The sequence below is a fragment of the Erwinia rhapontici genome (assembly GCF_012271765.1).
Classification (GTDB): Bacteria; Pseudomonadota; Gammaproteobacteria; order Enterobacterales; family Enterobacteriaceae; genus Erwinia; species Erwinia rhapontici.
In genome coordinates, this window is record NZ_VRKO01000014.1 from 377,240 (window position 1) to 399,894 (window position 22,655).

Here is a 22,655-nt window from a genome sequence, read left to right on the forward strand (position 1 = left end):
GTCAGCCGATTTTTTTGCCTTCGATAAGGCGTTTGACCAGTGGCCCCATAATCAACTCCATTGCCAGTCCCATTTTTCCACCTGGTACCACCAGGGTTTTGATATGCGAGATAAACGAACCTTGCAACATGGAGAGAAGATAGGGGAAGTCGATATCTTCCAGCCCCTGAAAGTGGATGACGACAAAACTTTCATCCAGAGAGGGGATGCCGCGAGCAGCAAAGGGGTTAGAGGTATCCACCGTGGGGACGCGCTGGAAGTTAATATGAGTGCGTGAGAACTGCGGCGTAATAAAGTTAATGTAGTCCTCCATGGAACGCACCACTGAATCCATGACCGCTTCACGCGAGTGACCGCGTTCACCCGTGTCGCGCACCAGTTTTTGTATCCACTCCAGGTTAACGATAGGCACCACGCCGACCAGCAGGTCCACCTTGTCTGCCACGTTGTGCAGCGGAGTCATTACGCCGCCATGCAAACCCTCATAAAACAGGACATCGGTGGGTTCAGGCAGCGGCTGCCACGGGGTAAATGTACCCGGCACCTGGTTCCAGGGTACGGCTTCATCATAGGTGTGCAGATATTTGCGCGACTGCCCTTTACCGCTGCGACCATATTCACTGAACGTTTGCTCCAGCAGGCCAAAGTCATTGGCTTCAGGGCCAAAATAGCTGACGTGCTTTCCCATATCGCGCGCTTTACGGATTGCCATATCCATTTCCGGGCGGGTAAAACGGTGGAAACTGTCCCCTTCGACCTCGGCTGCCCGCAGATTAAGTTGCTGAAAAATCTTCCTGAAAGCCAGGCTGGTGGTGGTGGTTCCTGCCCCACTGGAGCCGGTGACGGCGATGACCGGATGTTTGGCTGACATGGCGTGCAACTCCCTGATAAAGGTCGGACGGACGGATCATTGGTAACATGTTTTACCCGTCCAAGTCATTATGGCTTCACGTTTACTTATTCACGACTATTTATTCACGAAACTGGCCGCGCGGCATGATGTTGACGGATTCATGCAATTCCGACCACACCAGCACCACCTCGCCGCTGTTGAGCTGGCGACGGACATCGTCGACTTTCTGTTTTAGCGAGCGCTCCTGTTCACCATAGTCGGTGCCTTCACGCAGCACGAAGGATTCAATCAAATTGTCGAGCGTCTCGGTATCAAGGTCTTTCCAGGGGATAATCATCATTTCTCCAGCCAGGTGTTAAGCCACTGAGGGATGCGCTGTTCCAGCCACATCGCAGGTTTACGCAGCGTGCCGCCGACGAAACCGACGTGTCCACCGTGCTGCGTCAGCTGATACTCAACACAGGCGGGCAGTAATGCCGGATCAGGGATGACCTCAGGGGTCATAAAAGGGTCGTCTTTCGCGTGTATCACCAATAACGGTTTACGCACGCCGGGGAGCAACGGCATGGCGCTGCAACGATGATAGTAGTCGCTGGCATCCGCAAAGCCGTGCGCGCGCGCGGTGATCGCATCGTCAAAGTCGCGTAGCAGGCGCAGCGATTTAAGCTGAGCCAGGTCGACAGGGAGTGTTCCCGGCCACGCGCGGAGTTTGCGTTCGGCATTCTGCTTCAGCAATCCCAGCAAATAACGCTGATAGATGCGTGAAAATCCCTGCTCCAGCCGCAGACTACAGGGTTCCAGCATCAGCGGGGCGGAAACCACCACGCCCGCGTCCAGCAGGCAGCCCTCGCCCTGCTTGCCCATCATACAGGCCAGCATATTCCCGCCCAGGGAAATCCCCACCGCGGCGGTAGGAACCTGTCCCCATTCATCGCGCAACCACTGCAAAAAGTAGCTGGCGTCTTCTGTCTCACCGGAGTGATAGATACGGTTGAGCCGATTCGGTACACCACTGCAACCGCGAAAATGCATCACCACGCCAAGCCAGCCGCGATCTTTCCACGCCTGAAGCAGGCCGTGCGCATAAGGGCTGTGAAAACTGCCCTCCAGCCCGTGGAACAGGACCACTCGGGGTTTGTGGCGTGCGGCCGCCGGATCTTCACTCCATGCCAGATCGACAAAATCGCTATCCGGTAACGTCAGGCGCTGCCAGTGGGGTTGCAGGGTAATGCGGCGACGGATCAGGCGCGGCAGAATGGTTTGCAGATGCGGATTGCTGGTGCCCATTAGTGGACGAAAAGCGTTATCCGTCAGGGGGCTAAAATTTATCGGGTTAGAGCTTGTAGGATCCATAGCACGCTGTTAGCTTCGTCAGGTTGTTAATTTTTCAGAGGGGTGGGGAGCACCCGTTCTATGGAACTGAGTCTGTTTTTATCAATGCTGGGCTTTCTGTGGGTCGCGGCGATTACGCCAGGCCCTAATAATATGTTACTCACCGCCTCAGGTGCTAACTTTGGTTTTCTGCGCTCTCTGATGTTACTGATCGGCATTATGATCGGGATGCAGGTGATGCTGCTGATGGTGGCCTTTGGCGTGGGTGGTTTGATTCTGCTTTATCCTTCCCTCCATCTGTTCCTGAAAATAGCGGGCAGTGCCTATTTGCTCTGGCTGGCGTGGAAAATCGGCAGCGCGGAATACGAAAAACTAGAAACGGGTAACGCACCCGCAGCGCCGATGCCGTTCTGGCAGGGCGGTCTGTTGCAACTGATTAACCCGAAAGCCTGGCTAATGGCACTGGGTGCCGTGGCCAGCTTCAGTCTGGCCGGTGAAGCCTACAAAAACTCGGTGATTGCCATCAGTATTGGCATGGCGCTGGTCAATGTTGTTTCCGGGGTGATCTGGTTAGGCTTCGGCACGCTGATAGGCCGCATTCTGCGCAGTCGCCGGGCCTGGACCCTTTTCAATGTTTTTATGGGGTTGTTAACAGCGGCCTGCGTATTGCTGATCTGGCACTAAAACCGCGGGCGAGGCGTGCCTTGCCCCTACGGTATTTGCTTCGGACCTACGATCTTCCCCGCCTCTACGTCGTGCTTCGGACCTACGATATTCTTCATTTTCCGTAGGGGCCGGGCATGCCCGGCCCGATTACGGCTTAAACCCATCGGTTTTCAGCAGACTGTTCAGCACGGTGAGGCCGGTCTCGAACGCCAGCGTATCGTTTTCCAGCAGGCGCAAATGCTGCTGGGCGAAGGCGGAGTTCAGTGCTTGTAACGCATATGTCGGTAGTTTTTCCGCTATTGATGGCCGTCAGGCTTTGCGTTTCAGCATTTGATTGATGGTATCGGCCATCTCTTTTTGCAGGGCAGTCGCCTGGCGTTGAGACTGTGGTGCAAGGGAAATGCGCAGTGCGTAGACCCTGCTTATTCTGAAAATACGCTTAACTAAGGCTTTTACCATTTTTTGGCAAATCAATTCACAATTCTTCCTAAGTAATTTTTGATATAAAAAAGAATTTTTAATTACTTTATTACGATAGTCGCGCCCGGTTACAAAGGAGGTGTTCACCAATAACAATAATCTCTGGAGCGGGCTATGGCGGGTAAATTCACACTTTCAATATTGGCAGCGGCATTGTCACTGACAGCACTCAGCGTTCAGGCAGTCGATGTCACCATCGCGTATCAGACATCAGCAGAACCGGCAAAAGTCGCTCAGGCTGACGGCACCTTTGCCAAAGAGAGCGGGGCGAAAGTCGACTGGCGTAAATTCGACAGCGGCTCCAGCGTGATCCGCGCACTGGCTTCCGGCGACGTACAGATCGGCAATATCGGTTCCAGCCCACTGGCGGTCGCCGCCAGTCAAAAACTGCCTATCGAGGTGTTCCTGCTGGCTTCCCAACTGGGCAACTCCGAAGCGCTGGTGGTGAAAAAAGACATCAAGAGTCCGAAAGACCTGATTGGCAAGCGCATCGCCGTGCCCTTTATTTCAACCACGCATTACAGTCTGCTGGCGTCGTTGAAGCACTGGGGCATTAAGCCGGGCCAGGTACAGATCATCAACCTGCAACCCCCGGCCATTCTTGCAGCCTGGCAGCGTGGTGACATCGATGGTGCTTACGTCTGGGCTCCGGCAGTGAATCAGCTGGAGAAAGACGGCAAGGTGCTGACCGATTCCGCCCAGGTCGGGAAATGGGGTTCGCCAACGCTGGATGTGTGGGTAGTGCGTAAAGACTTTGCCCAGCAGCATCCGGAAGTGGTGACTGCCTTTGCCCGCAGCGCACTGGACGCGCAGAAAGCCTATCTTGATAACCCGCAGCAGTGGCTGAAGCAGGACGATAACCTGACCAAACTGTCGCGCTTCAGCGGTGTGCCGAATGCCGACGTTCCGGTTCTGGTGGAAGGAAATACCTATCTGACAGCGAAACAGCAGGTGGAGCAGCTTAACGGCCCGGTTAACAAGGCGATTGTGGATACGGCCCAGTTCCTGAAGGAGCAGGGCAAAGTGCCGGACATCGCAACGGATTACAGCAGCTATGTCACCGACCGCTTTGTGAAACCCCTCGCACAATAACAGGAGCCAGAATCATGCTGTCAGTCTCTCATCTTCGCGCCAGCTATGCAGGACAACTGGCATTACAGGATATCAACCTGTCGATCGGCAATGGAGAGCTGGTAGTGGTTCTGGGCCCATCGGGCTGTGGTAAGACGACGCTGCTTAACCTGATTGCCGGATTTATTCCGGCAGACAGTGGCAGCATTACGCTGAACGGCCAGCCGGTGAGTGGACCGGGCGCCGACCGGGGCGTGGTCTTTCAGCATGAAGGGCTGCTGCCATGGCGCAATGTACTGGATAACGTTGCATTCGGGCTGCAGCTGGCAGGAGTGGAAAAAAATGCCCGCCGGGCAGTGGCACGCCAGATGCTGAAAAAAGTCGGGCTGGAGGGTGCTGAAAAACGCTTTATCTGGCAGCTTTCGGGCGGTATGCGTCAACGCGTTGGCATTGCCCGCGCACTGGCGGCTGACCCGCGTCTGCTGCTGCTCGATGAACCCTTCGGCGCACTTGACGCCTTTACCCGCGAGCAGATGCAGGAACTGTTGCTGACGTTATGGCGCGACAGTGGCAAACAGATTCTGTTGATTACGCACGATATTGAGGAAGCCGTATTCCTCGCCAGCGAACTGATTCTACTGTCTCCGGGGCCGGGCCGTATTGTCGAACGCCTGTCACTCGACTTTGGCCGCCGCTATGCAGCGGGGGAAGCCTGCCGCGCGATTAAATCCGATCCTGCCTTTATTGAACGCCGTGAATACGTACTCGGCCGGGTGTTCCAGCAGCGTGAGGTATTTGCATGAGCTCCCTGATTAACGAAAAAAGCACGGTGCGCCGTGTGAAATGGCGCTGGCCGCTGTCGCGTCAGCTGACACTCAGCGTGGGTACACTTCTGGTGTTGCTGGCCGTGTGGTGGGCCGTGACCGCCTTACAGCTGATTGAGCCACTGTTTCTGCCGCCGCCGCAGAAGGTCTTACACCAGTTACTGATCATCGCCAGCCCGGTCGGGTTTATGGATGCCACGCTGTGGCAGCATTTGGGTGCGAGCCTGACGCGCATTGTGATTGCGCTGTTGGCCGCGACGTTGATTGGCGTTCCGGTCGGCATTTTTATGGGGCTGAATGACACCGTGCGCGGCATTCTCGACCCGTTGATTGAGCTGTACCGTCCTGTGCCGCCGCTGGCTTATTTGCCACTGATGGTGATCTGGTTTGGTATTGGCGAGACCTCAAAAATTTTACTGATCTACCTGGCGATTTTTGCGCCGATCGCGATGTCGGCTGTGGCCGGGGTAAAAAGTGCTCAGCAGGTCCGTCTGCGTGCCGCCCGCTCACTTGGTGCCGCCCGCTCACTTGGTGCCAGCCGCTGGCAGGTGCTGTGGCATGTGGTTCTGCCCGGTGCGCTGCCGGAAATCCTGACAGGCATTCGTATTGGTCTTGGCGTCGGCTGGTCGACGCTGGTGGCCGCTGAACTGATCGCCGCCACCCGCGGACTGGGCTTTATGGTGCAGTCAGCTGGCGAGTTTCTCGCCACCGATGTGGTGCTGGCCGGTATCTCGGTGATCGCCCTGATAGCTTTTGCGCTGGAGCTGGGGCTACGCGCCTTGCAGCGCCGCCTTACCCCCTGGCATGGAGTACAACAATGAACGAACGTATTAAAATTCAGGCGCTTGGCCCCTATATTGGTGCCCAGGTCAGCGATGTCGATTTGACCCGCCCGTTAAGCGATGCGCAGTTTGAGCAGCTCTATCATGCGCTGATCCGCCATCAGGTACTGTTCCTGCGTGACCAGCCGTTAACCCCGCAGCAGCATCGCCAGCTGGCGGCACGGTTTGGCGACCTGCATATTCACCCGGTTTATCCGCATGCGCCGGATGTGGAGGAGATTATCGTGCTGGATACCCATGACGATAACCCGCCGGATAACGACAACTGGCATACCGATGTGACGTTTATTGAAACCCCTCCAGCCGGGGCGATCCTCGCGGCGAAGCAGTTACCCGAAACCGGGGGCGATACGCTGTGGACCAGTGGGATCGCTGCGTATAACGCGCTGTCTGAACCGTTACAGGTGCTGCTGGGTGGGTTACAGGCCGAGCATGATTTCCGCAAAGCCTTCCAGGAATACAAATATCGCGGCAGTGAGGAAGAGCATCAGCGCTGGCAGCAGGCGGTGGCGAAGAATCCGCCCGTGTTACATCCAGTGATCCGCACCCATCCGGTCAGCGGTAAAAAGGCGTTATTTGTTAATGAAGGCTTTACCACGCGTATTGTCGGTCTGACAGAGAAGGAGAGTGATGCGCTGCTGCATTTCTTGTTTGCCCATGTCACCAAACCTGACTTCCAGGTGCGCTGGCGCTGGCAGGTGGGTGATGTGGCCATCTGGGATAACCGTGTGACGCAGCATTATGCCAATGCGGATTATTTACCGGCGCGCCGCATCATGCACAGAGCAACGATATTAGGGGACAAGCCCTTTTAACAAAATGGATTGTACCGGAGCGAGACAAAGCGCGAGGAGACGCAGCAACACAGTCGCAGCCCGGTACAGCCGTTTTAATTGTCGATCATCAGGTTGCGTGAGAAGTTATGGACATCCGCACCCGGCTTAAGGCGATACAGTTTGGCCTTTCGCGCGCCCGTCGCCACGCTTTCCCCGGTTTCCTCAAACATCGCTGAGGCCTCAAAACGACGGATCAGGCTTTTACGCTGCACCGGGCGGTCGAGGATCGTTTCGGTTACGTCCTGCAACTGCGTGAGGGTAAAGGCGGCAGGCAGGCAGTAGACGGGCAGCAGGGAGTAGAGCGTTTTTTGCCGTAGCCGTTGCAGGGCTTCGGCAATAATCAGCTGGTGGTCAAAGGCGATATCGCTGCGCTGTGCCAGCCCGGCCAGCGGTTGCCACTGCACATCGCTCACGTCCTCACTTTCTGCGCGGCAATTTTCCGCGGCGATCAGCGCATACCAGGCAGTGGTCAGGCTCCAGCCGCGGGGATCTCGATCTGGCCCTGACCAGGTTGCCAGCTGTTCAAGCCACGGAGGATTGACCGTGGTTTTCTCACGCAGTTTACGCAGCGCCGTGGCACGCGTGGATTCATCCTGTTGCATATCAATAAACCCTCCCGGTAGCCCCCACCATCCCCGTTGCGGATGATTAGCACGTTGTACCAGTAACACGCACAGCTGTTCCTGCCATAGGGTAAACAGCACGCTGTCGACGGTGACAAGCGGTGCGGCATAGCGTGAGGCATCGTACTGCGCCAGATACTCTTCTTCTGATGACATCATAGGGTTCCTGCAGGAAGTGTCGCTGGGACACACTACCAGCCCCGGCGTAATGATTCAATCATGCCGCTTTTTTGATGAGATTTATTTGATTTAAAATCATGGTGTTAACCAGTTTTTCTCTCCGCGAGTTATTTTTTACTTGTTAATTAGTGTCTCTTGGACAATTATATAAATGTCCTTGAGACATTAATTGGTAAATAGGAGTCTGCGATGATGAAACTGCAATTAACACTCGATGGTCAGGAGGCCGCGCTGGAAAGCGGCCGCTTTCCTGACGGTGCGGTCTGGGGACGTGTGCTGTCGTCGCTTGATCCGCAGGCCACCATTCTGACGCTGCGTGCCAGTGCGATGCAGACTCTGGATGACCTGATGCTGGTCGCGCAGGTACTGGATGCGGTACGCCAGCGCTGCCTGCTGCGCCAGACGACTCTTGAGCTGCCGTGGCTGCCCTATGCCCGCCAGGACCGCACCATGCGTGACGGTGACAGTTTTGCGTTGAAAGTGTTTGCCGGTTTTCTTAATCAACTGCGCTTTGACCGCGTAGTGGTGCTTGATCCGCATAGCGATGTGGCCGCAGGCGTTGTTGACCGTCTGGTGGCGATCCCACAGCATCGCGCTCTGATCCACAGCCCTACGCTGCGCGCTGAACTGGCGCAAGGCATGATGCTGGTTGCGCCCGATGCAGGTGCGTTGAAGAAGGTGCATGCGCTGGCGCAGCAGGTCAACGCCACGGAATACGGCATTCTGGGCAAACACCGTGATATTGCCAGCGGTGCACTGAGCGGATTCGAGCTGTTGAAAGGCGATGTGATGAACCGGGACGTGCTGATTGCTGACGACCTCTGCGATGCCGGAGGCACTTTTATCGGTTCAGCTGCGGTGTTGCGTGCTGCCGGGGCGCGTTCGGTCAGCCTGTATGTCACGCACGGCCTGTTCAGCAAAGGAGTGGATCACCTGCTGAGCCAGGGGATCGACCGCATCTGGACCACCACATCACTGGCGGGACATGAACTGGCGCAGGAACGTGTAGAACTGATTGATATCGACACCATTTACCGCAGTGAAGGAGCATCCCATGCAAATTAATCCGATTATGGCTATCGACGGCTACAAAACCACACATCGCGAACAGTACCCCGCGGGAACGAACCGCGTGTACTCCAACTTTACCCCGCGTGGAAATCGTTATTTCCACTCACCGCTGGCGGATGATGCGCTGGTGTTTTTCGGCCTGCAGGGTTTTTTACAGTGGTTTATGGTCGATTTGTTTAACGACAAATTCTTTGCCCAGCCGGAAGAGCAGGTGGTGGGCGAGTATCAACAACTGATGGACAGCTACCTGGGAAAAAATAGCGTCAGCGTGGAGCATATCCGCGCACTGCATCGCCTGGGCTATTTGCCGCTGGCGATCAAAAGCCTGGATGAAGGCAGCAAAGTGTCAATGAAAATTCCGGTGCTGACCATCACCAATACCGTGGATGAGTTTTTCTGGCTGGTTAACTACCTTGAGAGCGTGATGTCGGCAGAGCTGTGGAAGTCTTCCACCAATGCTACCGTGGCGCACCACTATCGCCAGATTTGTCAGCAGTGGGCGGAACGGACCTGTGACGATATGACACATGTCGATTTTCAGTGTCATGACTTCTCGTTCCGCGGCATGTCAGGCCTGCATGATGCTGCACAATCGGGGGTGGGCCACCTGCTGAGTTTTACCGGTACTGACAGTCTGCCTTCTATTCTCTATGCGCAGCAGTACTACCGCCCGGCAGAAGGGACGTTTATTGCCGGGAGTATTCCTGCCACCGAGCACAGCGTGATGTGCATGGGTGAGGAGCAGGGTGAGATCGCCACCTTCCGTCGTCTGCTGACGGAGCTTTATCCTGCCGGGTTTGTTTCGGTGGTGTCCGATACCTGGGATTACTGGAAAGTACTGACCGAATACAGCCGCGAGCTCAAACCCGAGATCATGGCGCGTGAAGGCCGTCTGGTGTTCCGCCCTGACAGCGGTGACCCGGTGGAGATACTGTGCGGCAGCGGCGACGATGCCGACCGCGATCCGGCACGCAGTGCACAACAGAAAGGCTCCGTCGAAGTGCTGTGGGAGATCTTCGGCGGCACGATCAATGCGAAGGGCTACAAGGTGCTGGACCCGCATGTTGGCCTGATTTACGGCGACTCGATTACCCTTGAGCGTGCCAATCTGATCCTGAGCCGTCTGGAGGCCAAAGGTTTTGCCAGCAGCAATGTGGTGTTCGGCGTCGGGTCTTATACTTATCAGTACAACACGCGTGACACCTTTGGTTTCGCGATGAAAGCGACCTATGGCGAAGTGAACGGTGAGGGGCGTGAGATCTTCAAACAGCCGAAAACGGACAATGGCATGAAAAACTCTGCGCGGGGCCTGTTACGGGTGGAAAAAGATGATGAAGGGAAATATCGTCTGCTGGACGGTCAGAGCTGGCAGCAGGAGCAGGGTGGGGAGCTGAAAATCCGTTTCCTGGATGGAAAGCTGCATAACGTTGAAGATCTGACCGCGCTTCGCCAGCGTCTGGCGGCGCAGTAACGAGATGCGGGTCGGGCATGCCCGACCCCTACGAATGTGTTATCCCGATAAATCAGTGTCGTAGGGGCGTGGCATGCCGCGTCGGGTTGTGTCCCAGAGTGCGTTATCCCGTTAAATCAGTGTCGTAGTGGCGCGGTATGCCGCGTCGGGTTGTGTCCCAGAGTGCGTTATCCCGATAAATCAGTGTCGTAGGGGCGTGGCATGCCGCGCCCGGACTGCTGCATCAGGCGTTCATGATCGACTCTAATTCTTCCTGCGCTTCCAGCCATTCCATTTCGCACTCTTCCAATGCTGATTTCGCCGTTGCCTGCTGTTGCAGTGCAGCGGTCAGATCGGCTTTGCGGCTCTGATCGTAAATGGCGCTTTCAGACAGTTTACTCTCCGCGTCAGCCAGCTGGGCGTTGTGCTTTTCCATCTGCTTCTCCAGTTTCTCAATCTGCTTACGCAGTGGCTGAGTCTGGGTGCGCAGTTCGGCATCGCGGCGTTTCTGGTCTTTACGGGCCTGAGCGCTGTTGGCGCTGTCGGCTTTCGGGGCGGCCTCTGCGCTGGTCTGACGTTGGAGGTCACTCAACCACTGCTGATAATCTTCCAGGTCTCCTTCGAAGGCTTCGACTTTGCCATCGTGCACCAGGTAGAGATCGTCGGTGGTGGAGCGCAGCAGATGGCGGTCATGCGACACAACAACCAGAGCGCCTTCGAAATCGATCAGTGCCTCGGTCAGTGCCTGACGCATATCGAGGTCAAGATGGTTTGTCGGTTCATCCAGCAGCAGCAGGTTGGGACGTTGCCAGACCACTAAGGCCAGGACCAGGCGCGCTTTCTCGCCACCGGAGAAACGGCGTGTTTCTTCCGTGACTTTATCGCCCTGGAAACCAAAGCCGCCAAGATAGTCGCGCAGCTGTTGTTCCAGCACTTTCGGTGCCAGGCGCACCAGGTGCTGAATGGGGGACTCATCGGCGCGCAAAAACTCCAGCTGATGCTGGGCGAAGTAGCCAAGCTTAATGCCTTTCGACAGCCCGATATCCCCTTCCAGCGGGGCCAGTTCACCGGCCAACAGCTTAATCAGCGTTGATTTACCTGCGCCGTTACGCCCCAGCAGACCAATACGTGAGCCGGGTACCAGGTTGAGTTTGATCGAGTTAAGGATTTTTCTGTCGCCATAACCCGCGCTGACTTTTTCCATTTTCAACAGGGGATTCGGCAGGCTTTCAGGCTCGCGGAAGCTGAAGGTAAACGGGTTATCAACGTGAGCCGGGGCGATAAGCTCCATACGTTCCAGCATTTTGATGCGGCTCTGTGCCTGTTTCGCCTTGCTGGCTTTCGCTTTAAACCGATCGATAAAGCTTTGCAGGTGCGCCACTTTTTGCTGCTGATGTTCGAACATCGACTGCTGTTGTGAAAGTTTGGTCGCACGCTGAATTTCGAACGAGCTGTAGTTGCCGGTGTACTCGAAGATGGACTGCTGCTCTATGTGCAGGATTTTGTCGACCACCGGGTCAAGGAAGTCCCGATCGTGCGAAATCAGGATCAGCGTACCACTGTAGCTTTTCAGCCAGCGTTCCAGCCAGATCACGGCATCAAGATCAAGGTGGTTGGTCGGTTCATCCAGCAGCAGCAGGTCTGAGCGGCAGATTAGTGCCTGCGCAAGGTTAAGGCGCATACGCCAGCCGCCAGAGAAATCACTCACCGGTCGCTGTAATTGTTCCTGGCTGAAACCGAGGCCGTCCAGCAGACTGGCGGCGCGTGACTGAATGGTCCAGGCCTGAACCGCATCCAGCTTGCCATGCAGCGTGGCGATGGCATGGCCGTCGTTAATTTCATTTGCATGGGCTAATTCAGATTCAAGCTGACGAAATTCGCGGTCACCATCAATAACATACTCAATGGCCGGAACGTCCAGCGCTGGCGTTTCCTGATTGACCCACGCCAGCGACCAGTTACCCGGGTAACTGAAGCTACCGGCATCGGCGCTTATCTCGTTTTTCAGCAGGGCCAGCAGCGTCGATTTGCCACAGCCGTTTTTGCCGACCAGGCCGACTTTCTGACCGGGGTTGATCGTGGCTGTTGCGTTGTCCAGCAGTACGCGGACACCGCGACGAATTTGTAACGAGGAGAATACAATCATAAGCGCCGTAAGTTCAGAGTATGTTAAATTACACCATCATAATCAGTTTTGCGGAATCAAGTAGTTCCGTTGCGTCGAGCATGGTAGCGGAAATATCCCGCCATGACGACGATTTGGAGGGGAATGATGTCGCAGCTGCCTAAAGTCCTGCTGTTGTACGCCCATCCGGAGTCTCAGGATTCGATTGCTAATCGCGTTTTGTTGCAGCCGGCGCGTCATTTTGAGCATGTGACGGTGCATGACCTGTACGCACACTATCCGGATTTTTTTATTGATATTCACCGTGAGCAGCAACTGCTGCGTGAACACGATATCATCGTTTTTCAACATCCTCTTTACACCTACAGTTGCCCTGCGTTGCTGAAAGAGTGGCTGGACCGCGTGCTGTCACGTGGCTTTGCCAGCGGGGTGGGCGGTAATGTGCTGGAAGGCAAATACTGGCGCAGCGTGATCACTACTGGAGAACCGGAAGCGGCTTACCATCAGGAAGGGCTGAACCGTTATCCGATGTCGGACATTATGCGTCCTTTCGAGTTGACCGCACAGATGTGCAATATGCACTGGATGACGCCTATGATCATTTACTGGGCGCGTCGCCAGTCCGCTGATGTCATGCAAAATTATGCCCGTGCCTATGGCGACTGGTTGTCCAACCCGTTGCCACACGGAGGAGTGTAGATGGAAGGTCAAAGTCTTCTGACCGCAGGCGTGGTGTATCTGTTTGCGGCGGTGATTGCAGTGCCTATCGCCGCTCGCCTGGGGATTGGCGCGGTGCTGGGGTATTTGCTGGCGGGGATCGCTATCGGGCCCTGGGGATTGGGTTTCATCAGCGACGTCGATGAGATCCTGCACTTCTCCGAGCTGGGCGTGGTGTTCCTGATGTTTATCATCGGGCTGGAGTTGAAACCCTCCAAACTATGGGAGCTGCGGCGTTCGATATTTGGTGTCGGTGCTGCTCAGGTGATCCTCAGTGCGCTGGTGCTGGGCGGGCTGCTGTGGCTGACCGATTTCTCCTGGCAGGCGGCGACCATTGGCGGGATCGGCCTGGCGATGTCCTCAACGGCAATGGCGTTGCAGCTCATGCGCGATAAAGCGATGAACCGCAATGAGTCAGGCCAGCTCGGTTTTTCCGTGTTGCTGTTCCAGGACCTTGCCGTAATCCCGGCGCTGGCGCTGGTACCGCTGCTGGCAGGCGGCGACAGTGGTCATACCGACTGGATGAAGGTCGGCATGAAAGTACTGGCGTTTGGCGGAATGCTGGTCGGCGGACGCTATCTGCTGCGGCCCATTTTCCGTTTTATTGCGGCCTCCGGTGTGCGCGAAGTCTTCACTGCGGCGGCATTGCTACTGGTGCTTGGGTCGGCGCTGTTTATGGATGCGCTCGGTCTGTCGATGGCGTTGGGCACCTTTATTGCCGGTATCCTGCTGGCGGAGAGTGAGTATCGCCACGAGCTGGAAATTGCCATCGATCCCTTTAAAGGACTACTGCTCGGATTGTTCTTTATTTCGGTAGGCATGGCGTTAAACCTCGGTGTGCTCTATACCCATATTGTTGAGATTCTGATAGGCGTTGTGACCCTGGTGGCGGTGAAAACGGCGGTGCTCTATCTGCTGTCACGCATCTATGGCCTGCGCAGCTCTGAGCGGTTGCAGTTTGCCGGGGTGCTCAGCCAGGGCGGGGAATTTGCTTTTGTGTTGTTCTCTGCGGCAGCGTCAGCAAAGCTGTTCAGTGGCGATCAGATGCCATTGCTGCTGGTCACGGTTACGTTGTCGATGATGACCACACCGCTGTTGATGCAGGGCGTGGATAAAATTCTTGAGCGTCGCTTTAATGAAGTGGATGACAGCCAGGAAAAACCCTTTGTTGAAGATGATAAGCCTCAGGTAATTGTGGTGGGCTTTGGTCGCTTCGGTCAGGTTGTGGCGCGTTTGTTGATGGCCAATGAAAAGCGCATTACGGTACTGGAACGTGATATCAGTGCAGTCAGCCTGATGCGTAAATATGGTTACAAAGTGTATTACGGTGATGCCACCGAGCTGGAGTTATTACGTGCCGCGGGAGCAGAAACGGCGCAGTCTATCGTGATAACCTGCAACGGCCCGGAAGATGCGATGGAGATCGTTCATCTGTGTCAGCATCATTTCCCGCACTTGCAGATCCTGGCGCGTGCACGTGGCCGTGTTGAAGCACATGAACTGTTGCAGGCGGGGGTGACGCAGTTCTCCCGTGAAACGTTCAGCAGTGCGCTGGAACTGGGGCGTAAGACTCTGATGACGCTGGGTATGCATCCGCATCAGGCGTTCCGTGCCCAGCAACATTTCCGCCGTCTGGATATGAGAATGTTGCGTGAGCTGATGCCAAATCATACCGACAGCCAGCAGATTTCAAGAGTGAAAGAGGCCAGACGCGAGCTGGAAGATATCTTCCAGGCTGAGATGCAGCATGAGAAGCGGCAATATGATGGCTGGGATGAGGCGGATTAATTTTTGGCTATCGTAATCGAACGCTCATCGCCGATAACGCCAAATTTCATATGGAATAATACTATGCGTAAACGTTTTATCGCTGGTGCGACTTGTCCAAAGTGCCAGGCAAAAGACACCCTCGCCCTGTGGCGGGAAAATAATATTGATGTGGTGGAGTGCGTAAAGTGCGGCCATCAGATGCGTGAAGCGGATAAACAGGCTCGTGAGCAGGTGCGCGAAAATGAGCAAGTTATCGGTATTTTCCACCCGGAGTAACGCGCTGATTCAGCTTTTTTTACGTTGTTCCTTACAGCCGCATTGAAATTCGATACAATCGTCGCCACTTAGAGCCACTAAGGCTGACAATGGCAGTCAATGAATCAGGGCTCAAGCTCTCAACGGTTAGGAGTAATCATGAAAGTAGCAAAAGACCTCGTGGTCAGCCTGGCATACCAGGTGCGTACAGAAGACGGTGTGTTGGTTGATGAATCCCCGGTGAGTGCACCGCTGGACTACCTGCACGGTCATGGTTCTCTGATCTCCGGGCTGGAAAAAGCACTGGAAGATCATGTGGTCGGCGATAAGTTTGATGTGAATATCGAGTCAAACGATGCGTACGGTGCCTACGATGACAATCTGGTACAACGCGTCCCAAAAGACGTATTTATGGGTGTTGATGAACTGCAGGTTGGCATGCGCTTCCTGGCAGAAACCGACCAGGGTCCAGTGCCGGTAGAAATTACCGAAGTGGAAGACGAGCACGTAGTGGTTGATGGTAACCACATGCTGGCAGGTCAGAACCTGAACTTTAACGTTGAAGTTATCGCTATTCGCGAAGCAACGGAAGAAGAGCTGGCCCACGGCCACGTTCACGGCGAAGACGGCCATCACCACGACCACGACCATGATCACGACCATGGTCAGGGCGGTTGCGGGACTGGCGGTTGCGGCTGCAGCCACTAATATTCCGTCGTCTTTCGTGCTGTAGCTGCGTTGGCTATTGCACGACATACTGAGGAATATCAGCGATAAAAGGTCACCTTCGGGTGGCCTTTTTGCTTTGCCTGGGGGGATTGGGGCGGGCATGCCCGCCCCCTACGAAGCACCCATGCCGAGCCTTGCGAAGAATCAACATAGGGGCGAGGCATACCTGGCCTTCCGAAGAACCATCGTAGTGCTGAGGCACGCCTCGACCCGGTGTCAATAGTGAGGGGGTGGGGTTTCTTCGGAGGGATCCGCCAGCATCGATGGCGCGGCGGCTTTGAGCTTGTCGGTCAGCAGGCGCATCAATTCACGCAGTCGGGCCATTTCCAGCTCGTGTTGCACCACCGTCAGGTTAAGTTCCTCAATGGTGTGCTCCTGGAACGCCAGCTTACTCTCCATTATCTCCAGCCGTTGTTCCAGCAGTGATTGTTGCATTCTGTTTCCTCTTGTTACTACCGGCCCGTCTTCCGGGCTCGCGAATTGTCCGATTCTAACGGTAAAATGCAGGCAGAAGTAAGTGTATTGGCTTAAATTGGCCACCAGAGGTTGAAAAGGCGCGAACGAATCACCATTCCTTGTGTTGAAACTTTCGGATAATCACGCGGTCGGAAGTTAACTTCGAGTTTTTATGGCGAGATTGTTTTGTGATCCCGCCCCCGGTTATATTACAGACCGCAGGTCTGCAAACGATTTCCGAGGTGAGATGCTTCGGTTTTGGAGAAATGGATGAAATCACTGTTTAAAGTCACAATGTTAGCTACCACTATGGCTGTTGCACTGAATGCTCCTCTGGTTATGGCTGCTGATGCTGTTCCGGTTAAGCCAACTGCGCAGCAGCAGGCACCAAAAAATGCCGCATTCAAAAATGACGACCAGCAGTCAGCTTATGCACTGGGCGCGTCTTTGGGTCGCTACATGGAGAACTCCCTGAAGGAGCAGGAAAAACTGGGCATCGCACTGGATAAAGACCAGCTTATCGCGGGTGTACAGGATGCGTTTGCCGGTAAGAGCAAGCTCTCTGACCAGGAAATTGAACAAACACTGCAATCTTTCGAAGGTCGTGTGAAAGGTGCAGCGCAGGCGAAGATGGAAAAAGACGCAAAAGAGAACACCACGAAAGGTGATGCTTATGCGGCGAAATTCGCGAAAGAAAAAGGCGTGAAGAAAACCGAAACCGGTCTTCTCTACCAGGTAGAGAAAGAAGGGACGGGTGATGCGCCAAAAGACAGCGACACGGTTGTTGTGAATTACAAAGGTACGCTGATTGATGGTACTGAGTTCGACAACTCTTACACTCGTGGTGAGCCACTGTCATTCCGTCTGGATGGTGTTATCCCGGGTTGGACCGAAGGTCTGAAGCACGTTAAAAAAGGTGGCAAGATCAAGCTGGTGATCCCACCGAATCTGGCTTACGGCAAAAATGGCGTTCCAGGCATCCCGGCTAACTCCACCCTGGTCTTCGATGTTGAACTGCTCGACATCAAGCCAGCAGCGAAAGCGGATGATAATGCAGAGCAGGCAGCTCCTGCCGCCGCTGATGCGAAAGCCAAGAAATAAGTTGATAATCGCCACCTTCGGGTGGCGTTTTTTTTTGCTTTACCCCCTGTTTCCACTCCTTCTTTGCGCCAGGTTGTATTTAACGACAAAGGGCGGGACACGCCTTTCCCATATTTGCTAGACTAACCCGCGCGCAATTAATAAGAATGAGTCTGCCCCTGGCGCCGTGTGACAGGCTCTTGTCAAAGGGTGGTGTCGTTCATGTCTAATTCACTTTTCTCCGGTGATGTTGCGGATTCGGAGCTGCTGGAGCAGCACCCCTTTACGCCCGGTGATTTCGAAATTTTAAAATCTTACGAGTCCGTCGTTGATGGCCTCGCGATGCTGATTGGCTCGCACTGTGAGATCGTTCTGCACTCGCTGGAGGATCTAAAATGTTCTGCGGTGCGCATTGCTAACGGTGAACATACCGGGCGTAAAATTGGCTCTCCGATTACCGATCTTGCCCTGCGTATGCTGCACGATATGACCGGGGCGGACAGTAACGTTTCCAAAGCCTATTTTACTCGGGCGAAAAGCGGTGTGCTGATGAAGTCGGTGACGATTGCCATCCGCAATCGCCAACAGCGTGTGATTGGTCTGCTGTGCATCAACATGAACCTTGATGTGCCTTTCTCACAGATCATGGCGACGTTTATGCCGCCGGAAACCCAGGAAGTTGCCTCCTCAGTGAACTTTGCCTCTTCGGTGGAAGATCTGGTGATGCAGACGCTGGAGTTTACGATTGAAGAAGTTAGTGCCGACCGTAATGTGTCGAACAATGCCAAAAATCGCCAGATTGTTCTCAATATGTATGAGAAGGGTATCTTTGATATCAAAGATGCCATCAATCAGGTGGCGGATCGTCTCAATATCTCCAAGCACACTGTCTATCTCTACATCCGTCAGTTTAAAAATGGCGATTTCCACGGGCAGGATAAGTAATGCGTTTCTCCCTGCTGGTCACCGGGCCAGCCTATGGCACGCAGCAGGCAAGCAGTGCCTGGCTGTTTGCTAATGCCCTGTTGGAACAGGGGCATACACTTGACAGTGTTTTCTTCTATCGTGAAGGGGTCCTGAATGCCAGCGTGCTCAATGCCCCCGCCAGCGATGAGTTCGACCTCACCCGTCATTGGCAATCATTGCAGCAGAAACAGGGCGTGACGCTGAATATTTGCGTGGCTGCTGCCCTGCGCCGTGGCATTACCGACCAGCAGGAAGCCAGCAATCTGGGGCTGCCTGTCGCCAATCTGGCAGACGGGTTTCAGCTTTCGGGGTTAGGGGCGCTGGCTGAAGCCGCGCTGACCTGTGATCGTCTGGTGCAGTTCTGATGGCACGCGTTGCATTTGTATTCACTCAGGGACCGCATGGCTCCAGTGCCGGCCGTGAAGGGCTGGATGCGGTTCTCGCCACGTCAGCGCTCAGCGATGAAATTGCACTTTTTTTTGTCAGCGATGGTGTGCTGCAACTCACTCAAGGCCAGCAGCCGCAGCAGATTTTGGCGCGCGACTACATCGCGACATTTGGTGTGCTGCCGCTGTATGACGTTGATCGTTGTTATCTGTGCGCAGCAGCACTGGCAGAACGCGGTATGGCTTCTGATGCTGTGCGGGTGCTGTCGGCTGAAGTCCTGGCCCCGGATGCCCTTCGTACCATGCTGAATGATTATGACCGGGTCATGACCTTCTAGAGGAAACCATGCTGCATACCTTGATGACCTCGCCTTTCCACTGTGACCTGCCGGCCATGCTACGCTTGCTGGCAGAGGGTGATGATGTTCTGCTGCTGCAGGATGGGGTTATCGCTGCCCTTGAGGGCAGTTCCGCCCTTGAAGCGCTGCTGAATGCCCCCATCTCTGTGTACGTTCTGCAGGAAGATCTTGATGCCCGCGGCCTGGCCGCTCAAATTTCGACCAGGGTAACAACAGTAAGCTATACTGGTTTTGTTACGCTGGCGGTCAGGCATTCGCAACAAATGACCTGGTAAGTGCGGTAATCCTGGTTATTTCTTGACTCTTTTTCAGACCAGCTCTAAAATTCTGCGGCCTCGTGATTCCGCGAGGCGATTTATTACGTGTTTACGAAGCAAAGCTAAATCCCAGGAGCTATTTAATGGCAACAGTTAACCAGCTGGTTCGCAAACCACGCGTACGCAAAGTTGCAAAGAGCAACGTGCCTGCGCTGGAAGCCTGCCCGCAGAAACGTGGTGTATGTACTCGTGTATACACTACTACCCCTAAAAAACCGAACTCCGCACTGCGTAAAGTATGTCGTGTTCGTTTGACCAACGGTTTTGAAGTTACCTCCTACATCGGCGGTGAAGGTCATAACCTGCAGGAACACTCCGTGATCCTGATCCGTGGCGGTCGTGTAAAAGACTTGCCAGGTGTGCGTTACCACACCGTTCGTGGCGCGCTGGACTGCTCAGGTGTTAAAGACCGTAAGCAGGCTCGCTCCAAGTACGGCGTGAAGAAGCCAAAGGCTTAATGGTTCTCCGTTAAGTAAGGCCAAACGTTTTATCTTAAATGTCATAATAAACTCGTAGAGTTTTGGACAATCCTGAATTAACAACGGAGTATTTCCATGCCACGTCGTCGCGTCATTGGTCAGCGTAAAATCCTGCCAGATCCTAAGTTCGGATCAGAATTGCTGGCCAAATTTGTCAATATCCTGATGGTAGATGGTAAAAAATCTACTGCTGAAACTATCGTTTATAACGCGCTGGAGACCCTGGCTCAGCGTTCTGGTAAAAACGAGCTGGAAGCATTCGAAGTAGCCTTGGACAATGTCCGCCCAACCGTGGAAGTTAAATCCCGTCGCGTTGGTGGTTCTACTTATCAGGTACCAGTTGAAGTCCGTCCGGTTCGTCGTAATGCTCTGGCAATGCGTTGGATCGTTGAAGCTGCTCGTAAACGCGGTGATAAATCAATGGCTCTGCGCCTGGCGAACGAACTTTCTGATGCTGCAGAAAACAAAGGCACTGCAGTGAAGAAACGTGAAGACGTTCACCGTATGGCCGAAGCCAACAAGGCGTTCGCTCACTACCGCTGGTAACAGCACTGTAGTTGTTATAAACCCAGCGGGCGTCCCAGTGACTCACCTGCTGGGCTTTTTTAACTTAGAACGTCTAAGAATCAGAGGAATCAAATGGCTCGTAAAACACCCATTGAGCGTTACCGTAACATTGGTATCAGCGCACACATCGACGCCGGTAAGACGACCACTACCGAACGTGTTCTGTTCTACACCGGTGTAAACCACAAAATCGGTGAAGTACATGACGGCGCAGCCACCATGGACTGGATGGAGCAGGAACAGGAACGTGGTATTACCATCACTTCCGCTGCGACCACCTGTTTCTGGTCTGGTATGGCTAAGCAGTTTGAGCCGCACCACGTAAACATCATCGACACCCCGGGACACGTTGACTTCACTATCGAAGTTGAGCGTTCTATGCGTGTGCTTGATGGCGCAGTAATGGTTTACTGTGCAGTTGGTGGCGTTCAGCCACAGTCTGAGACCGTATGGCGTCAGGCTAACAAATATAAAGTTCCACGCATTGCGTTCGTTAACAAAATGGACCGCATGGGTGCTAACTTCCTGAAAGTTGTTGAGCAGATGAAAGCGCGTCTGGGTGCAAACCCGGTGCCATTGCAGCTGGCCATCGGCGCAGAAGAGAAATTCACCGGTGTTGTTGACCTGGTGAAAATGAAAGCGATCAACTGGAACGATGCCGATCAGGGCGTTACCTTCGTTTACGAAGAGATTCCAGCTGATATGCAGGAACTGGCTGAAGAATGGCGTGCGAAGCTTGTTGAAGCTGCAGCTGAAGGTTCTGATGAGCTGATGGAGAAATTCTTTGGTGGCGAAGAGCTGACCGAAGAAGAGATCAAAACTTCTCTGCGTAAGCGCGTACTGAACAGCGAAATCATTCTGGTCACCTGTGGTTCTGCATTTAAGAACAAAGGTGTTCAGGCGATGCTGGATGCGGTTGTTGAATACCTGCCAGCACCGACTGACGTTACCGCTATTAACGGTATGTTAGACGACGGTAAAGACACTCCGGCTGTTCGTCACTCAGACGACAAAGAACCGTTTGCTGCTCTGGCGTTCAAAATCGCTACCGACCCATTCGTGGGTAACCTGACCTTCTTCCGCGTCTACTCTGGCGTTGTGAACTCAGGCGATACCGTGTTCAACCCGGTTAAATCTGCTCGTGAGCGTCTGGGCCGTATCGTACAGATGCACGCCAACAAGCGTGAAGAGATTAAAGAAGTTCGCGCAGGCGACATCGCTGCAGCTATCGGTCTGAAAGACGTGACCACTGGTGACACCCTGTGTGACCCGGACAACGTGATCATTCTGGAGCGCATGGAGTTCCCTGAGCCAGTAATCTCGATCGCTGTTGAACCAAAAACCAAAGCTGACCAGGAAAAAATGGGTCTGGCTCTGGGTCGTCTGGCGAAAGAGGATCCATCATTCCGCGTATGGACTGATGAAGAAACTAACCAGACCATCATCGCTGGTATGGGTGAGCTGCACCTCGACATCATCGTTGACCGCATGAAGCGTGAATTCAACGTTGAAGCGAACGTGGGTAAACCTCAGGTTGCTTACCGTGAAGCAATTCGCGCGAAAGTTACCGATATCGAAGGTAAACACGCCAAGCAGTCTGGTGGTCGTGGTCAGTACGGTCATGTTGTTATCGACATGTACCCACTGGAGCCGGGCGTTAACCCTAAAGGTTACGAGTTCGTCAACGATATCAAAGGCGGCGTGATTCCTGGTGAATACATCCCTGCTGTTGATAAAGGTATCCAGGAGCAGCTGAAATCAGGCCCGCTGGCTGGTTATCCGGTTGTTGATCTGGGTGTTCGTCTGCACTTTGGTTCATACCATGACGTTGACTCCTCAGAACTGGCGTTTAAACTGGCAGCTTCTATCGCGTTCAAAGACGGCTTTAAGAAAGCGAAGCCGGTACTGCTTGAACCAATCATGAAGGTTGAAGTTGAATCTCCAGAAGAGAACACCGGTGATGTTATCGGTGACTTGAGCAGACGTCGTGGCCAGCTGAAAGGTCAGGAATCAAACGCTACTGGCGTTCAGATTCATGCTGAAGTTCCGCTGTCTGAAATGTTTGGTTACGCGACCCAGTTGCGTTCTCTGACTAAAGGCCGTGCTTCGTACTCCATGGAGTTCCTGAAGTATGATGATGCGCCGAACAACGTCGCTCAGGCCGTAATTGAAGCTCGTAGCAAATAAGCTACAGTTTAAATATTGATCCTATGCTCTCACC

General features: G+C 54.2%; 26 protein-coding genes. 19 read left to right on the forward strand and 7 right to left on the reverse strand.

The features are described from left to right. Window position 1: 1 nt before the first annotated feature. The 3 genes from FVB43_RS15330 to FVB43_RS15340 all read right to left on the reverse strand — a co-directional run bounded on the left by FVB43_RS15330 (window position 2) and on the right by FVB43_RS15340 (window position 2,206). Window positions 2-871 (reverse strand): phosphoribulokinase, encoded by an 870-nt coding sequence (locus tag FVB43_RS15330; RefSeq protein WP_133846681.1) that lies wholly within the window; start codon window positions 869-871, stop codon window positions 2-4. 100 nt (window positions 872-971) lie between these two features. Next, window positions 972-1,190: a YheU family protein gene (locus FVB43_RS15335; RefSeq protein WP_133846705.1), complete on the reverse strand. Its 219-nt coding sequence runs from the start codon at window positions 1,188-1,190 to the stop codon at window positions 972-974. Continuing rightward, entirely contained in the window at window positions 1,190-2,206 is a 1,017-nt protein-coding gene (locus FVB43_RS15340; protein WP_167864264.1) for a hydrolase, read from the reverse strand. The genes FVB43_RS15335 and FVB43_RS15340 overlap by 1 nt, the downstream gene beginning before the upstream one ends. 60 nt (window positions 2,207-2,266) lie before the next feature. Here FVB43_RS15340 and FVB43_RS15345 point away from each other — a divergent pair, with 60 nt between their 5' ends. Continuing rightward, the gene (locus FVB43_RS15345; RefSeq protein WP_133846683.1) at window positions 2,267-2,869 is read left to right on the forward strand and encodes a LysE family translocator; all 603 of its coding nucleotides are present in this window, start codon (window positions 2,267-2,269) and stop codon (window positions 2,867-2,869) included. Between the two features lie 291 nt (window positions 2,870-3,160). Here the strand turns inward: FVB43_RS15345 and FVB43_RS15350 are convergent, their stop codons facing one another. Beyond that, complete coding sequence (locus FVB43_RS15350) at window positions 3,161-3,418, reverse strand: hypothetical protein (protein ID WP_159337867.1); 258 nt, start codon at window positions 3,416-3,418, stop codon at window positions 3,161-3,163. A 27-nt stretch (window positions 3,419-3,445) separates the two neighbouring features. On the opposite strand from FVB43_RS15350, the gene tauA reads away from it, so the two are divergent. From tauA to tauD, 4 genes are read left to right on the forward strand one after another with little or no spacing between them, the layout of a single operon-like run. Further along, complete coding sequence (tauA, locus tag FVB43_RS15355; RefSeq protein WP_159337869.1) at window positions 3,446-4,423, forward strand: taurine ABC transporter substrate-binding protein; 978 nt, start codon at window positions 3,446-3,448, stop codon at window positions 4,421-4,423. Window positions 4,424-4,437: 14 nt separating this feature from the next. Then, on the forward strand, window positions 4,438-5,205 hold the full coding sequence (gene tauB / locus FVB43_RS15360) for a taurine ABC transporter ATP-binding subunit (RefSeq protein WP_167864265.1): 768 nt from the start codon (window positions 4,438-4,440) through the stop codon (window positions 5,203-5,205). Next, entirely contained in the window at window positions 5,202-6,047 is an 846-nt protein-coding gene (tauC, locus tag FVB43_RS15365) for a taurine ABC transporter permease TauC (protein ID WP_167864266.1), read from the forward strand. Before tauB ends, tauC begins: the two co-directional genes overlap by 4 nt. Continuing rightward, window positions 6,044-6,883, forward strand: a complete 840-nt coding sequence (tauD, locus tag FVB43_RS15370) for a taurine dioxygenase (RefSeq protein WP_133846688.1) — start codon at window positions 6,044-6,046, stop codon at window positions 6,881-6,883. The genes tauC and tauD overlap by 4 nt, the downstream gene beginning before the upstream one ends. Before the next feature lie 74 nt (window positions 6,884-6,957). Here the strand turns inward: tauD and FVB43_RS15375 are convergent, their stop codons facing one another. Next, on the reverse strand, window positions 6,958-7,683 hold the full coding sequence (locus FVB43_RS15375) for an NUDIX hydrolase (RefSeq protein ID WP_167864283.1): 726 nt from the start codon (window positions 7,681-7,683) through the stop codon (window positions 6,958-6,960). Window positions 7,684-7,896: 213 nt separating this feature from the next. Between FVB43_RS15375 and prs the strand changes: the two genes are divergently transcribed. Both prs and FVB43_RS15385 read left to right on the forward strand, forming a co-directional pair. After that, window positions 7,897-8,772, forward strand: a complete 876-nt coding sequence (prs, locus tag FVB43_RS15380) for a ribose-phosphate diphosphokinase (protein ID WP_167864267.1) — start codon at window positions 7,897-7,899, stop codon at window positions 8,770-8,772. Then, the gene (locus FVB43_RS15385) at window positions 8,762-10,249 is read left to right on the forward strand and encodes a nicotinate phosphoribosyltransferase (protein ID WP_167864268.1); all 1,488 of its coding nucleotides are present in this window, start codon (window positions 8,762-8,764) and stop codon (window positions 10,247-10,249) included. Before prs ends, FVB43_RS15385 begins: the two co-directional genes overlap by 11 nt. Before the next feature lie 223 nt (window positions 10,250-10,472). Here the strand turns inward: FVB43_RS15385 and FVB43_RS15390 are convergent, their stop codons facing one another. Continuing rightward, on the reverse strand, window positions 10,473-12,374 hold the full coding sequence (locus tag FVB43_RS15390; protein WP_133846691.1) for an ABC transporter ATP-binding protein: 1,902 nt from the start codon (window positions 12,372-12,374) through the stop codon (window positions 10,473-10,475). Between the two features lie 126 nt (window positions 12,375-12,500). Between FVB43_RS15390 and kefG the strand changes: the two genes are divergently transcribed. The 4 genes from kefG (at window position 12,501) to slyD (ending at window position 15,803) form a co-directional block, all read left to right on the forward strand. Next, window positions 12,501-13,052 carry a glutathione-regulated potassium-efflux system ancillary protein KefG gene (gene kefG, locus FVB43_RS15395; protein WP_133846707.1) on the forward strand — a complete coding sequence of 184 codons (552 nt, stop codon included), beginning with the start codon at window positions 12,501-12,503 and terminating at the stop codon, window positions 13,050-13,052. After that, window positions 13,053-14,858 carry a glutathione-regulated potassium-efflux system protein KefB gene (kefB, locus tag FVB43_RS15400; protein ID WP_133846692.1) on the forward strand — a complete coding sequence of 602 codons (1,806 nt, stop codon included), beginning with the start codon at window positions 13,053-13,055 and terminating at the stop codon, window positions 14,856-14,858. A 63-nt stretch (window positions 14,859-14,921) separates the two neighbouring features. Further along, window positions 14,922-15,116, forward strand: a complete 195-nt coding sequence (locus FVB43_RS15405) for a YheV family putative zinc ribbon protein (RefSeq protein ID WP_133846693.1) — start codon at window positions 14,922-14,924, stop codon at window positions 15,114-15,116. 138 nt (window positions 15,117-15,254) lie between these two features. Further along, entirely contained in the window at window positions 15,255-15,803 is a 549-nt protein-coding gene (gene slyD / locus FVB43_RS15410) for a peptidylprolyl isomerase (RefSeq protein ID WP_133846694.1), read from the forward strand. Between the two features lie 237 nt (window positions 15,804-16,040). Here slyD and FVB43_RS15415 read toward each other — a convergent pair whose 3' ends face one another. Further along, the gene (locus tag FVB43_RS15415) at window positions 16,041-16,259 is read right to left on the reverse strand and encodes a SlyX family protein (protein WP_133846695.1); all 219 of its coding nucleotides are present in this window, start codon (window positions 16,257-16,259) and stop codon (window positions 16,041-16,043) included. 291 nt (window positions 16,260-16,550) lie between these two features. On the opposite strand from FVB43_RS15415, the gene fkpA reads away from it, so the two are divergent. The 8 genes from fkpA to fusA all read left to right on the forward strand — a co-directional run bounded on the left by fkpA (window position 16,551) and on the right by fusA (window position 22,621). Further along, window positions 16,551-17,381 carry an FKBP-type peptidyl-prolyl cis-trans isomerase gene (fkpA, locus tag FVB43_RS15420; RefSeq protein ID WP_159337879.1) on the forward strand — a complete coding sequence of 277 codons (831 nt, stop codon included), beginning with the start codon at window positions 16,551-16,553 and terminating at the stop codon, window positions 17,379-17,381. A gap of 201 nt (window positions 17,382-17,582) precedes the next feature. Continuing rightward, window positions 17,583-18,305 carry a helix-turn-helix transcriptional regulator gene (locus FVB43_RS15425; protein ID WP_133846697.1) on the forward strand — a complete coding sequence of 241 codons (723 nt, stop codon included), beginning with the start codon at window positions 17,583-17,585 and terminating at the stop codon, window positions 18,303-18,305. Next, window positions 18,305-18,691, forward strand: a complete 387-nt coding sequence (gene tusD, locus FVB43_RS15430) for a sulfurtransferase complex subunit TusD (RefSeq protein WP_133846698.1) — start codon at window positions 18,305-18,307, stop codon at window positions 18,689-18,691. Before FVB43_RS15425 ends, tusD begins: the two co-directional genes overlap by 1 nt. Then, entirely contained in the window at window positions 18,691-19,050 is a 360-nt protein-coding gene (gene tusC / locus FVB43_RS15435; RefSeq protein WP_133846699.1) for a sulfurtransferase complex subunit TusC, read from the forward strand. Before tusD ends, tusC begins: the two co-directional genes overlap by 1 nt. An 8-nt stretch (window positions 19,051-19,058) precedes the next feature. Then, window positions 19,059-19,346, forward strand: a complete 288-nt coding sequence (gene tusB / locus FVB43_RS15440) for a sulfurtransferase complex subunit TusB (protein WP_133846700.1) — start codon at window positions 19,059-19,061, stop codon at window positions 19,344-19,346. Window positions 19,347-19,471: 125 nt separating this feature from the next. Next, window positions 19,472-19,846 carry a 30S ribosomal protein S12 gene (gene rpsL, locus FVB43_RS15445; protein WP_003852912.1) on the forward strand — a complete coding sequence of 125 codons (375 nt, stop codon included), beginning with the start codon at window positions 19,472-19,474 and terminating at the stop codon, window positions 19,844-19,846. Between the two features lie 96 nt (window positions 19,847-19,942). After that, complete coding sequence (rpsG, locus tag FVB43_RS15450; RefSeq protein WP_004160604.1) at window positions 19,943-20,413, forward strand: 30S ribosomal protein S7; 471 nt, start codon at window positions 19,943-19,945, stop codon at window positions 20,411-20,413. Window positions 20,414-20,506: 93 nt separating this feature from the next. After that, window positions 20,507-22,621: an elongation factor G gene (fusA, locus tag FVB43_RS15455; RefSeq protein ID WP_133846701.1), complete on the forward strand. Its 2,115-nt coding sequence runs from the start codon at window positions 20,507-20,509 to the stop codon at window positions 22,619-22,621. The last annotated feature ends 34 nt before the right edge of the window (window positions 22,622-22,655 follow it).

Coding starts and splice junctions, on each gene's coding strand:
- FVB43_RS15330 (WP_133846681.1), bottom strand. CDS start 871: ATGTCAGCCAAACATCCGGTCATCGCCGTCACCGGCTCCAGTGGGGCA.
- FVB43_RS15335 (WP_133846705.1), bottom strand. CDS start 1,190: ATGATTATCCCCTGGAAAGACCTTGATACCGAGACGCTCGACAATTTG.
- FVB43_RS15340 (WP_167864264.1), bottom strand. CDS start 2,206: ATGGATCCTACAAGCTCTAACCCGATAAATTTTAGCCCCCTGACGGAT.
- FVB43_RS15345 (WP_133846683.1), top strand. CDS start 2,267: ATGGAACTGAGTCTGTTTTTATCAATGCTGGGCTTTCTGTGGGTCGCG.
- tauA (WP_159337869.1), top strand. CDS start 3,446: ATGGCGGGTAAATTCACACTTTCAATATTGGCAGCGGCATTGTCACTG.
- tauB (WP_167864265.1), top strand. CDS start 4,438: ATGCTGTCAGTCTCTCATCTTCGCGCCAGCTATGCAGGACAACTGGCA.
- tauC (WP_167864266.1), top strand. CDS start 5,202: ATGAGCTCCCTGATTAACGAAAAAAGCACGGTGCGCCGTGTGAAATGG.
- tauD (WP_133846688.1), top strand. CDS start 6,044: ATGAACGAACGTATTAAAATTCAGGCGCTTGGCCCCTATATTGGTGCC.
- FVB43_RS15375 (WP_167864283.1), bottom strand. CDS start 7,683: ATGTCATCAGAAGAAGAGTATCTGGCGCAGTACGATGCCTCACGCTAT.
- prs (WP_167864267.1), top strand. CDS start 7,897: ATGATGAAACTGCAATTAACACTCGATGGTCAGGAGGCCGCGCTGGAA.
- FVB43_RS15385 (WP_167864268.1), top strand. CDS start 8,762: ATGCAAATTAATCCGATTATGGCTATCGACGGCTACAAAACCACACAT.
- FVB43_RS15390 (WP_133846691.1), bottom strand. CDS start 12,374: ATGATTGTATTCTCCTCGTTACAAATTCGTCGCGGTGTCCGCGTACTG.
- kefG (WP_133846707.1), top strand. CDS start 12,501: ATGTCGCAGCTGCCTAAAGTCCTGCTGTTGTACGCCCATCCGGAGTCT.
- kefB (WP_133846692.1), top strand. CDS start 13,053: ATGGAAGGTCAAAGTCTTCTGACCGCAGGCGTGGTGTATCTGTTTGCG.
- FVB43_RS15405 (WP_133846693.1), top strand. CDS start 14,922: ATGCGTAAACGTTTTATCGCTGGTGCGACTTGTCCAAAGTGCCAGGCA.
- slyD (WP_133846694.1), top strand. CDS start 15,255: ATGAAAGTAGCAAAAGACCTCGTGGTCAGCCTGGCATACCAGGTGCGT.
- FVB43_RS15415 (WP_133846695.1), bottom strand. CDS start 16,259: ATGCAACAATCACTGCTGGAACAACGGCTGGAGATAATGGAGAGTAAG.
- fkpA (WP_159337879.1), top strand. CDS start 16,551: ATGAAATCACTGTTTAAAGTCACAATGTTAGCTACCACTATGGCTGTT.
- FVB43_RS15425 (WP_133846697.1), top strand. CDS start 17,583: ATGTCTAATTCACTTTTCTCCGGTGATGTTGCGGATTCGGAGCTGCTG.
- tusD (WP_133846698.1), top strand. CDS start 18,305: ATGCGTTTCTCCCTGCTGGTCACCGGGCCAGCCTATGGCACGCAGCAG.
- tusC (WP_133846699.1), top strand. CDS start 18,691: ATGGCACGCGTTGCATTTGTATTCACTCAGGGACCGCATGGCTCCAGT.
- tusB (WP_133846700.1), top strand. CDS start 19,059: ATGCTGCATACCTTGATGACCTCGCCTTTCCACTGTGACCTGCCGGCC.
- rpsL (WP_003852912.1), top strand. CDS start 19,472: ATGGCAACAGTTAACCAGCTGGTTCGCAAACCACGCGTACGCAAAGTT.
- rpsG (WP_004160604.1), top strand. CDS start 19,943: ATGCCACGTCGTCGCGTCATTGGTCAGCGTAAAATCCTGCCAGATCCT.
- fusA (WP_133846701.1), top strand. CDS start 20,507: ATGGCTCGTAAAACACCCATTGAGCGTTACCGTAACATTGGTATCAGC.